Annotated in this window: 6 protein-coding genes; 5 read left to right on the top strand and 1 reads right to left on the bottom strand. The window is 40.2% G+C overall.

What is annotated here, in order from left to right; genetic code table 11:
* Nucleotides 1-204 precede the first annotated feature (204 nt).
* Complete coding sequence (gene bshC, locus B3P16_RS23620) at nucleotides 205-1,794, top strand: bacillithiol biosynthesis cysteine-adding enzyme BshC (protein ID WP_286844793.1); 1,590 nt, start codon at nucleotides 205-207, stop codon at nucleotides 1,792-1,794.
* 294 nt (nucleotides 1,795-2,088) lie between these two features.
* The gene (locus B3P16_RS23615; protein ID WP_112375185.1) at nucleotides 2,089-5,268 is read left to right on the top strand and encodes a TonB-dependent receptor; all 3,180 of its coding nucleotides are present in this window, start codon (nucleotides 2,089-2,091) and stop codon (nucleotides 5,266-5,268) included.
* A gap of 141 nt (nucleotides 5,269-5,409) precedes the next feature.
* On the opposite strand, the gene ctlX is transcribed toward B3P16_RS23615, so the two are convergent.
* Nucleotides 5,410-6,360, bottom strand: a complete 951-nt coding sequence (gene ctlX / locus B3P16_RS23610) for a citrulline utilization hydrolase CtlX (protein ID WP_112375186.1) — start codon at nucleotides 6,358-6,360, stop codon at nucleotides 5,410-5,412.
* A 575-nt stretch (nucleotides 6,361-6,935) separates the two neighbouring features.
* Between ctlX and gcvP the strand changes: the two genes are divergently transcribed.
* The 3 genes from gcvP to B3P16_RS23595 all read left to right on the top strand — a co-directional run bounded on the left by gcvP (nucleotide 6,936) and on the right by B3P16_RS23595 (nucleotide 11,721).
* Nucleotides 6,936-9,809, top strand: a complete 2,874-nt coding sequence (gene gcvP, locus B3P16_RS23605; protein WP_286844792.1) for an aminomethyl-transferring glycine dehydrogenase — start codon at nucleotides 6,936-6,938, stop codon at nucleotides 9,807-9,809.
* A 201-nt stretch (nucleotides 9,810-10,010) separates the two neighbouring features.
* Complete coding sequence (locus B3P16_RS23600; protein ID WP_286844791.1) at nucleotides 10,011-10,667, top strand: hypothetical protein; 657 nt, start codon at nucleotides 10,011-10,013, stop codon at nucleotides 10,665-10,667.
* A 226-nt stretch (nucleotides 10,668-10,893) separates the two neighbouring features.
* Nucleotides 10,894-11,721: an N-acetylmuramoyl-L-alanine amidase gene (locus B3P16_RS23595; protein WP_070562547.1), complete on the top strand. Its 828-nt coding sequence runs from the start codon at nucleotides 10,894-10,896 to the stop codon at nucleotides 11,719-11,721.
* Nucleotides 11,722-11,776: the final 55 nt, after the last annotated feature.

The raw sequence follows: 11,776 nt of genomic DNA, 5'->3' as shown, positions 1-11,776 counted from the left end.
AACAAGTTTGTAACGTATATGCTCTTTAATAATTATGGTATGTTGAAACCAGGTTCGTGAAATCCGATAGTTCATTTGGGTTCCATCGCTTTGGATTGATGACATTAATGGAGGTTGCTAAGTCTGGATGGTCTAGACTATCATGCTGCTGGAGAGAAATTTCGTTATACAATTAAGAATAGAGAATAATAATAAAATTTGCAGATGAAGGCAACTTATATTGAATATAGTGAAACAAATAGCTTCTCCAAGACTTTATTAGCCTATTTGGCACATGATGAAGCCTTAAAACCTTTTGTTGGGAATTGGCCTACCTGGGCTGGTTTTGAAAAGCAATTGAACGAAAAGAAGAAATTTGAACACAGGGAAATTCTTGTTGAGCGTCTTAAAAAACAATATGGCGAACTATTAAAGGATTCACCTGCTGTAGCGGCCAATATAGAACTGTTGCTCGACCAAAATTCCTTTACCATTACGACTGGGCATCAGCTCAATATTTTTACGGGGCCTTTATATTTTATTTTTAAAATCATGACGGCAATACGTTTGTCTGAAGATTTACATGCCAAGCACCCTGATAAAAATTTTATTCCAGTATATTGGATGGCAACTGAAGATCATGATTTTGAAGAGATCAACCACACGAAAGTCTTCGGTAAGAAAATCGCTTGGGCTACTCCTGCTGTCTCTGCTACGGGGCGAATGGATACTGCAACAATCGTTGATGCTGTGAAGCAGTACACCAATATTTTAGGGCTTTCCGAAAATTCGACCAGACTGACACGCATTGTAGAAGAAGCGTATTTGAATCATGATCGATTAGCAGATGCAACACGGTATATGGTCAATGAGTTGTTTAAGTCTTACGGTCTTTTGATCGTCGATGCGGATGACCGGGAATTGAAGGAACTGTTCAAGCCAATTATTAAGGAAGATATCTTATCTGAAAAAAGCTTTAAGGCAATAACAGCGCGATCGGAAGAGTTGGAATCAAATGGTTTCTCTACCCAAGTGCATGCCCGTGAGATTAATTTCTTTTATCTGACGGATGAATTTAGAGAGCGCTTGGTGCTGACTGCCGATGGTCGATACGAAGTATTGCACCAGCATATTTATTTTACCAAAGCGGAGCTGGAGCAGGAGATCGAGCGTTATCCAGAGCGTTTCAGTCCAAATGTGGTCATGCGGCCGATGTATCAGGAAATTATACTTCCCAACCTTGCTTATATTGGCGGTGGCGCCGAAATGGTCTATTGGATGCAGTTAAAATCCAACTTTGACCAATATCAGGTAGATTTTCCAATTTTGATCCCTCGTAATTCAGCAATGATTACCGAGGACAACGTAGCAGCTAAGTTGTTTCGTGTTGATCTTACATTTAAGAGTATCTTCCGGCCGGCAGAAGTGCTGAAAAAAGAGTATGTTCGACGTCATACCAAAGAACGACTGAATCTCAATGACGAATGGATGGAGCTGAACGCCATTTTTGGTAAGATAAGGTTAAGAACTCATAAAATAGATCCAAGTTTGGGTCCTAGTACTGAAGCCGTAAAAGCACGGTTAAAGAAAGCGATCAACAATTTGGAGAAAAAGCTGATGAAAGCTGAGAAGCGGAACCATCAGCATGCTTTAACGGATATTGATAATGTGAAGGAAAAGCTTTTTCCGGGCGGAGGACTGCAAGAGCGCTCTGAAAATTTCGCTTTACTTTATGTCAAATACGGTGATAGCCTCTTTAAGGATCTTTACAAGTACTTTAATCCATTGGATTTTAAGTTTACGATTTTATATTAGAAAGTCAGCTTCGGCTGACTTTTTTTGTGGTGTTATTGGCCGGAAAGAATTTTCAGTTCGCGTTCTTTTTGTTACTGTCTGCTAAATCATGATGTTTGCAGTATAGGGATATTTCCATCCCTATGTTAAAATGCTTTTGTCGCCTGTTCCGATATAGTCTCTTTTTTCCTAACGGAGTTTCATTTTGTTTATATACACGTTGAAATGTTTTGTTTATAATTTCATAATATTTCGTTTAGCTCCTGTTAACAGTTCCGATGTAGTTTTGCTTTCATTATTACAACCAACAACTAAATGAAAGAATTTCTACTTACAACGTGTGCCATCGCACTTGGAACAGGGTTGTACGCACAAACGACCCAAGCCGGGTTTTCTGGAAAGATTACGGACGAGAATAACAAAGGGGTTCATGGTGCTTCCATCGAAGTGCGGAATGAATCGACCGGTTTCACAACGAAGACCTCAACCAATGCAAATGGTGATTTCAACTTTAAGGAGTTGCCTTTAGGTGGTCCCTATACCGTCAAAGTAACTTATATAGGTTATGGCGAACAAGTTCGTTCGGGATTTAATTTAAATCAGGGTGATATTGTACGCTTGACCATTCCTATTCAAAACACGTCGAATGTATTGGAAACTGTTGAATTAACAGGAATAAGTACGCTGAAGAATAAAATAGAAAATCTAGGTGCTGCTACCGCGGTTACAGCCAGGGATATCGCGAAGTTGCCTGTCAACGGCCGGAATTTTACGTCGCTAATGGATTTGTCTCCTTTGAGTAAGGGAGATAATATCGGTGGCCAGTTGGGCTCTTCCACCAATTTTACCATCGATGGTATGAATGCCAAAAATCCGACTTCTGCAGGTTCGACAACCAGCCGTAGCGGCGCACCTTTCTCCATTTCGATAGAAGCAGTCCGGGAATTTAAAGTGGTCACCAACCAGTATGATGTGACCTACGGAAGAGCGGGCGGTGGAACCGTTAGTGCGGTGACCAAACAGGGAACAAATCAAACGCACGGAAGCGCTTGGCTTTATTCAAGGGCCGATTGGTTGTCCAGTCCCTACGATATCAGAGGAAACAAACGAAGCAATGATTTTTCTACCTATCAATATGGATTTACATTGGGCGGTCCGATCATTAAAGACAAATTACATTATTTTGTTGCTTGGGATCATCAACGCGATGCCCGCCCACTGATTATTGCGGATATCAATTCTGAGGCCGACGAGAAGAGATTTAATGTTACTAATGCCACCTTGGATGAGTTTGTTAATATTGGACGTAACAAGTATGGATTGGGCAATGAACGTCAATATGGCGCTTTTGATAAAAAGCGAGGGTCTGACGCGATTTTTGGAAGAATTGACTGGCAAATTAATGAGAAAAACTTATTGACGATCCGAAATAACTTTACAAGTGATAATAATAAGTTGGGATTACAGGATAATAAGCCAATTACCTTGTATGAATCTTATGGAAATGATAAAAACATTGATAACAGTCTATTGGCAACTTTGCGTACGACTATTTCACCTAAGGTAACAAATGAATTGAAAGTACAACATCTCTATACCTATCAAAAAAGTAGTCCAGGAGATCTTTTACCTAGTCAAAATATTCCCCGTGCAATTGTAGAGGATGCAGTATCTAAGGTCGCTGGAGAAGATAAAAAGACCACATTGCAATTGGGCGGACATCGTTTTGCACAGGAATCTTTTAAAAATAATGTATTTCAGCTTGTTAATAATATCTATTACAGTACCGATAATATCAATTATACCTTTGGGGTCGACTTGATGTATACCCATGCAAACTCGATTTATGGAAGTGAGGTCAATGGACGCTTTCACTTTAGGCCGAGTGATGGAAAGACAGCCATGCAAAACTTTGACGACATGAAGCCATATGCTTATTATCGTGAAGTTCCTTTGGTAAGTGATCCAGCTGTGGTCGGTAAGATATTCAATGCCGGTGCATATGGTCAGTTACAGACCAAGTTGGCACAGGGGTTGGATCTAGTTGCGGGATTACGATTGGATTATGGTCATTATCCAACCTCTCCTTTGAATGAAGAATTGCTGAAAGAAGTTGGGGTACGTACAGATCACAAATTGAAATCTTTTGTTGTACAGCCTCGTTTCCAAATGACTTGGGATGTGAATGAAGAACGAAAGGACTTTTTCCGGATAGGAGCAGGTGTTTTCGCGTCAGATATTAACAATTATATGACCATCAATAACTTGACTTTTGACGGTAAGCATTTTGCGACGGTTGATGTCCGAGGTAATGATGTACCTACACCTAATTTTGTGGGCTATAGAAAGGACCCGTTAACAACACCAACATTGGCGCAGTTTCAAGTACCTACGATCAATACCTATGGACCCGACGCTAAAATTCCAGTAGTCTACAAGGCAAATGTATCTTATACGCATTTCTTCACCGAAAAGTTAAAAGCAAGTCTCTCAGGGTATATGAATCTTGGTCGTAATAACTATATGTATGTGGATCGTAATATGGTGAAAGATCCGTTCTTCAGATTAGCGAATGAAGACAATAGGGGCGTTTTTGTTCCTGCGGCATCGATTGTTGATGGGGCTCCGGATTGGAAAAAAGGAAGGATTTCCAATAAATTCGGCCGCGTACTAGAATTGAACTCTGAAGGAAAAGTGAATCAGTTTGCAGTCGTATTGGATGCAAGTTATCAATATTACAAAGATGGATCTATATCGGTTAGCTATACCTGGAATGATGCGAAAGATAATACTTCTTTCAATGGAAACGTGGCGAATACAGCGACCTTATCTTTGGCAGTAAAAGATGATCCGCGCGATTTGAGCAAGATGAGTTATTCGAACAATCAATTCCGCAATAAGATTGTGATCTATGGCACTTTACCAACATTTTATGGTGTCAGCGTGGGAGTACGGTACTCCGGTATTGGCGGTACGCGATACAGTTTGTTGGCCGGCGGAAATATAAATGGAGACTTTGTTGCTGGGGACAATGATCTGGCCTTTATCTTTGATCCCAATAATCCCAATACGTCAAAACAGCTGATTACTGGATTGAATAATTTGTTGAATAATCCAGAAGCGAGTCAGAGCCTTAAAGATTTTATTAAAAAATATCAAGGTAAAATAGCTGAGCGTAATGGTGGAGTGAATGGTTTTTATGGCTTGATCGACCTTAGAATCGCTAAAAAATTCAATTTATATAAAAACCATGCATTGGAGGTATCGGGAGATCTTTTCAATGTTGCCAACTTATTTAAGAAGACTTGGGGCGTAAATGAGTCTTTGGGTAATCAAAATCTATATGCTTTAGGCGGAAAGGATGCCGCGGGAGAGAAATTGGTGCCTTTTGATGTTACGAAACAGCAGTTTAATTATAATGTAAACAACTCTGGTATTGTATCACCTTCGGGTAACCCTTATCAATTCCAATTGGGATTAAGGTATTCGTTCTAATCACATAAAACGATATAAAATACACTTTTCATGGCGAATCCCTCAAAAGCAATAGTTTTGAGGGATTCGTCTTTTATATTCATTAGATCTAAGCTTATCGAGGTCTACATGCAATAGGGTTTGTAGGCAGATCTTTAATCGCTATACAAGGACTTTTTCTTTCGGAAGAAAAACTTCGGCCATCATGTGACGCACACTTCCGCCACCACAGGTCTCGATAACATGTAGATCCTGATGGATGATTTTACCATGCTTTTCTAATTGCGCTGTTTGGTATAAAGTCAATGAGGATAAAGCCTGATTGCTCAGGACAATAAACCGATTCCCATATTTGTTTCTCACTTGGAGGCAGTTTGCCGCAAAAGATTCGAGTTGGTTCTCGTTGATTTCAATGATCTCCTTGCCTGTATCTTTCAAACTTTTCAGTAGGGTTTTGAGCTCGGCGGGATCGTCAATTGCCTGCGGACATAAGATGGCAAAGTCTTCGCCTACGGCTAGCACCACATTGGTGTGATAGATAGGTCTCCGCTCTCCATGGACAGTTTGGAAGGCGTGAAATACAACAGGTGTATAGTTTTCAGTTCTGCAATATTCATCGAGCATACTTCTGTCTGCCCTTTCGGATAAGGCACAGTAGGCTATACGGTGAGCTCGGTCCAAAACGAGTGCGCCAGTGCCCTCCAGATATTGTTTATTGTTTTCGGCTTCACTGAGATCCTTAGTCAGTTTTACATAATAACCGTTTTGCTTCAATGGACCTTCGAAATCCAATAAATGTTCTTTTCGACGATTTGGAGCAAACATAGGATAGAAAATTATTTTTCCATCCTGATGAAAGGAGACAATATTATTGGGGAATATACTGTCGGGGCTTTCTGATTTTTCGTCGTCCTGAATGACAGTCACCAAAATTCCATGTGACTTCAATTCATTTACTAGCGCGTCAAATTCTCCTTGCGCTTCTTTGTTGACTTCTTCTGTACTGAGATTTTCGATATCCTTTTGGAAGAAGTTGTTGACCGCAGTCTGTTCATTTTTACGGAAGACAGAGGGTCTTACTAAAAGAACGCTGTCTGTTACCTGTTTTCTCATGGTTTATAATCGTTACTTCGCTGTTTTATATTCGTTAAAAAGAAATGATATTCGTTTTTTGTGATAATTTACATTTGTCAAAAGAGATGCTTCCCTAGCTGGATAATGTTTTCTTTGTTAAGATTTCTGATCGCAACATACCCTTGATATCAGTTGTTCTTAGCAAAAAAGTGTATATCGTTATTTCGAAGTCACTTTACAATTGGTACATATACTAATTTATTGAAAATTCATGGGCATTGCAAAAAAGGATAGTGAAGTAATGAAAGAAATGCGGGGGTGAAATAGCAGATAACCCTATCTTTTTTTAAAATTGTGGCAAGCGATTGTTGTATTGTTTGTTATATTTATAATGAACAACCTGTATGTTTGAGGTTATTCCAAAAATTAATTGACAAAGACAATCGATTGCATTTCGGTAGCTCAGTAAAACTGACTTTTTATCCACTTTTTTGCTTCGTTTTCAGTCATTTATTTTGCTATCTTTGCTCATCCAAAAAACGACTGTTTATAAGAGAGTTAATTGCCTAATTATTATGTCGCTAACTATCTATAAGCGTTAACTTTTTGCACACATGAGCAATATACACTTCCAAGAAAAATTCGAAAGTCGCCACAATGGCCCAAGTCCAGTTGAAGCGAATGAAATGTTGGCTAAATTAGGCGTTTCGTCAATTGACCAGCTTATTGACCAAACGGTCCCTTCTCAAATTCGTGCTCCAAAGCCTTTAAATCTTCCCAAAGCATTGTCTGAGGTAGCCTATTTAAAGCGTATTGCGGAAATCGCTGAGAAAAATAAAGTTTTTAAATCTTTTATTGGTCAAGGTTACTACGATGTAATCCTTCCGGGCGTCATTCAACGCAATGTATTTGAAAACCCAGGATGGTATACGCAGTATACGCCTTATCAGGCGGAGATTGCACAAGGTAGGTTACAAGCTTTATTGAACTTCCAGACTGTAATTTGTGATTTCACAGGTTTAGAAATTGCCAATGCCTCTTTGTTGGATGAAGCTACGGCTGCAGCTGAAGCCATGTTTATGCTTTATTCAGCTCGGAAAAATAAAGATGCTAATGTTTTCTTGGTGTCGAACAATGCCTATGCGCAGACGATTGATGTATTGAAGACCCGTGCTTTGTCTTTTGGTATCGAGCTTAAAATTGCGGCTATTGCTGAATCAGAATTAACAGACGATGTATTTGCTGCATTTGTTCAATATCCTGCTGCTGATGGCTCCATTGTCGATTATAAATCATTTGCGGCTACAGCTCACAGTAAGCATATTACCGTGTGTGCGGCGGCAGATTTGATGAGCTTAGCATTATTAACGCCTCCGGGAGAATGGGGTGCAGATGTTGTTGTTGGTAATTCCCAACGTTTTGGTGTACCGATGGGCTTTGGTGGTCCTCATGCAGCCTATTTTGCGACACGCGACAGCTTTAAACGTAATATCCCTGGTCGTATCATCGGTGTTACTTCCGATTCAAATGGAAAGTATGCATTGCGTATGGCTTTGCAGACTCGTGAACAGCATATCCGCCGTGATAAAGCTTCTTCTAATATTTGTACTGCACAAGCTCTTTTAGCGATTATGGCTTCTTTCTATGCCGTATACCATGGCCCTGAAGGAATCAAAAATATAGCCTCACGTATCAATGCATTGGCTAGCCTGTTGGATCAAGCAATACAATCATTGGGTTATACGCAATTGAATGCAGCTTATTTTGACACACTACGTGTAGACTTAGGTGGTCATGCTGGTGCTTTGAAATCTGAAGCATTAAATAACGAATTAAACTTCTATTACAATGGTTCGGAAGTTTCAATTGCTATCGACGAAACAACGACATACGAAGATATCAAGACAATTGTCAAAGTATTTGCTAAAATTCAAGGTAAAACATTGAATGACGTAGATTTCGATGCATTGGAAGAGAATTTAGGTTCTTCAATTCCTGCCGATTTAGTACGTACTTCTGCCTACTTAACACATCCAAACTTTAATAGCTATCATTCTGAACATGAGATGTTGCGCTATATCAAATCTTTGGAAGCAAAAGATTTATCGCTTTGCCACTCGATGATTCCATTGGGGTCATGTACGATGAAATTGAATGCTACAGCCGAAATGGTACCAGTTACTTGGGCGAGATTTGGCGGTTTGCATCCATTTGCTCCTGCAGATCAAACTTCTGGATATATGCAAATGATTGGCGAATTGAATGATTGGTTGTCGGAGATCACTGGTTTTGCAAAAATGAGCTTCCAACCAAACTCAGGAGCACAAGGTGAGTACGCTGGTCTGATGGTTATTCGTGCTTACCATGAAAGCCGTGGTGATCACGGACGTAATATCTGTTTGATTCCTGCTTCTGCACACGGAACGAACCCTGCTTCTGCTTCTATGGCTGGATTGAAAGTGGTTGTTGTGAAATGTGATGAATTGGGAAATATCGATATTCCAGATTTAAGAGCAAAAGCGACTGAACATGCTGCAAACTTGAACTCACTGATGGTGACTTATCCTTCTACACACGGTGTATTTGAAGAGTCTATTATTGAAGTGTGTGAAATTGTTCATGCAAATGGTGGTCAGGTTTACATGGACGGTGCGAACATGAATGCACAGGTTGGATTGACAAGCCCAGGCCATATTGGCGCTGATGTTTGTCACTTGAACCTCCATAAAACATTCTGTATTCCTCACGGTGGAGGAGGTCCAGGTATGGGGCCTATCGGTGTTGCAAAACACTTGGTTCCTTTCTTACCTAACCACGAAGTGGTTTCTACTTCTGGTGAAGAGGGCATCTCTGCCGTTTCTGCAGCTCCATTTGGTTCAGCATCAATCTTGCTTATTTCCCATGCCTATATTTCAATGATGGGTGGTGAAGGTTTGACAAATGCGACAAGAACAGCAATATTAAATGCAAACTATATTAAAGCGCGTTTAGAAAATGCATATCCTGTACTTTATTCAGGTACTAACGGACGTTGTGCACACGAAATGATCTTAGATTGCCGTGGATTCAAAAACTTTGGTATCGAGGTTGCAGATATTGCAAAACGTTTGATGGATTATGGTTTCCACGCACCCACTGTTTCTTTCCCTGTTGCAGGAACATTGATGGTTGAGCCTACTGAATCAGAGTCTAAGGCTGAATTGGATCGTTTCTGTGATGCATTAGTTGCTATCCGTGAAGAGATCGCAGCGGTTGAAGCAGGAGAGGTAGGTCAAGCTAACAATGTACTGAAACATGCACCACATACTGCTTCGGTTGTAACCGCAGACGAGTGGGATAGACCTTACAGCCGTCAAACAGCCGCATACCCATTGGAGTATGTAAGAGAACGTAAATTCTGGCCTTCGGTAGGACGTGTAAACGACTCTCAAGGTGACCGTACATTGATTTGTTCGTGTCCATCAATTGAAGAGTACGCCGAAGCATAGTCTCGGTTGCTATAATGAAGGCCTCTATATTCGTATAGAGGCCTTTTTTTGTGCAATCTGTTCAGGTGCATGGGTAAAAGAAAAATAGAACGGTACTCTGGTTAAACTTTACCGTCGAAGGATCGTATACAAACAGATTTTAAAATTTAGATTAATTATATTATTTTGTTCTTTTTGGCGTTTTAATTAAAACTGATAATCATGAAAAGACAATGGAAAGTAATGCCTGTTCTCTTAGGACTGGGCCTTTTGGTCGCGAGCTGCGGCAACAGTAAATCCAGTGAAGGGAGTGAAGATGCTAAGGAGAAAGAGGCTGGGATTTCGGATGTAGTTAAAGGAGTATCCAACTTGGATAACCTGAGTGATGGAGCAAAAAAATTGGAAGACCTTCAAGCCAAACTTAAATCCGAAAAACCATTAAGTTCGGAAGAGTTGAAGGCTTTTTTACCGGAAAGCTTAGATGGTTTAAAAAGAACTTCCTATTCTGGCGGATCCATGTATGGGGCAGAGGTTGTATCTGGAGAGGCGACATATACTGTAGATAACCAAAAGGAAATTAAAGTCAATATTATTGATGGGGCGGGCGAGACAGCTTCGGCAATCGTGGGCTTAGCGCAAATGGGCTTCATGGTAGATTCAGAGAAAATTACAGATACTGGAATAGAAAAAACTGGCGAGTTTGAAGGCAAACGGGCAAAAACAACGGATAGCAAAGGAGTGGAAGGCTCAACGGCGAAAACTTCCGAAATAAGTTATCTCGAGAAAGATCGCTATTTAATTACCCTTCGGGGAAATGGGTATAGCCTGGACGAGCTAAAAGGTTTTTTGACAAAATTAAACCTCAGCGCACTAAAATAATAAAAACGTAATTATACTATAAAGAAGAAATCCATAGTTGATAGGGAAAAGCTCAAACATTGGTTTGGGCTTTTTTTAAAACTGTATTGTCCCAGTTTAACAACCAACATTGTCCCATATATGCATGAGAAAAGAGCGTTTGGAAAATATCCCGGACAATAAGATGGACTTAATAAATTTGTTTTTATTGGCAAATTTGCCTTAGTTTGTGCTGAAACATTTCAATATGAAGATACTAAAATTTTCCATCAATCTTTGTGTCGCAACGGCATTATTGGCTTCCTGTGCGGGGGGGAAATACGCAAAGACTGAAAAGGTATATAAGAAGCAAGCAAAAGAATTGTCAAAACTCTATAAACAATCGCCTGTTACCGGTCAATTGGAGAAGGTGAATGTCAAAGATCAACAATGGATCGCCTCGATTAATTTCGGTATCCGTAAGCCCAATTTTGTTGTTATTCATCATACAGCACAGGATTCCTTGGGACAGACCATCCGTACATTTCATTCCGCGAAAGCAGGTGTAAGCTCCCATTATGTGGTCGGTCGGGATGGGAAAGTAGTGCAGATGGTCAATGACCTCTATCGTGCGCATCATGCAGGGTTGGGGAAATGGGGCAATGATACGGACCTCAATTCTTCTTCTATTGGCATTGAGCTAGACAATAATGGGACCACTGACCCTTGGACTGATGCACAGATAAATGCCTTGACGCAGTTGCTGGCCTATTTAAAAACGACTTATAGAATTCCGCAGGCAAATTTTATTGGACATATGGATCTGGCACCAACTCGAAAAAACGATCCATCACGTTTTCCTTGGAAAAAACTGGCTGATCAAGGATTCGGTTTTTGGTATGAGGACTATTTAGAGACGCCTCCAGCAGACTTTAACCCGAAAATGGCATTACGTATCATCGGATACGATGTGAGTAACCTGGATGCAGCAATAAAAGCATTTAAGATTCACTACGTTCAGCAGGACGTAAATACAGCGTTCATGGGAGAGAATGACCTTAAGATTCTTTATTCCATCTATAAAAAATTCTTATAGTGCTTCACCAAACGAAAGAAAAAAGATCCTGCTTTTTAAAAGGCAGGATCTTTTT

The organism is Sphingobacterium sp. UBA7631, assembly GCF_002483935.1.
Lineage (GTDB): Bacteria > Bacteroidota > Bacteroidia > Sphingobacteriales > Sphingobacteriaceae > Sphingobacterium > Sphingobacterium multivorum.
The sequence above is the reverse complement of the archived record's forward strand: the minus strand, read 5'-3'. Positions and strand labels throughout refer to the sequence as shown.

Bases quoted from the DNA above. Each gene is read 5' to 3' on its own strand.
- bshC (WP_286844793.1), top strand. From the start codon at position 205: ATGAAGGCAACTTATATTGAATATAGTGAAACAAATAGCTTCTCCAAG.
- ctlX (WP_112375186.1), bottom strand. From the start codon at position 6,360: ATGAGAAAACAGGTAACAGACAGCGTTCTTTTAGTAAGACCCTCTGTC.
- B3P16_RS23615 (WP_112375185.1), top strand. From the start codon at position 2,089: ATGAAAGAATTTCTACTTACAACGTGTGCCATCGCACTTGGAACAGGG.
- B3P16_RS23600 (WP_286844791.1), top strand. From the start codon at position 10,011: ATGAAAAGACAATGGAAAGTAATGCCTGTTCTCTTAGGACTGGGCCTT.
- gcvP (WP_286844792.1), top strand. From the start codon at position 6,936: ATGAGCAATATACACTTCCAAGAAAAATTCGAAAGTCGCCACAATGGC.
- B3P16_RS23595 (WP_070562547.1), top strand. From the start codon at position 10,894: ATGAAGATACTAAAATTTTCCATCAATCTTTGTGTCGCAACGGCATTA.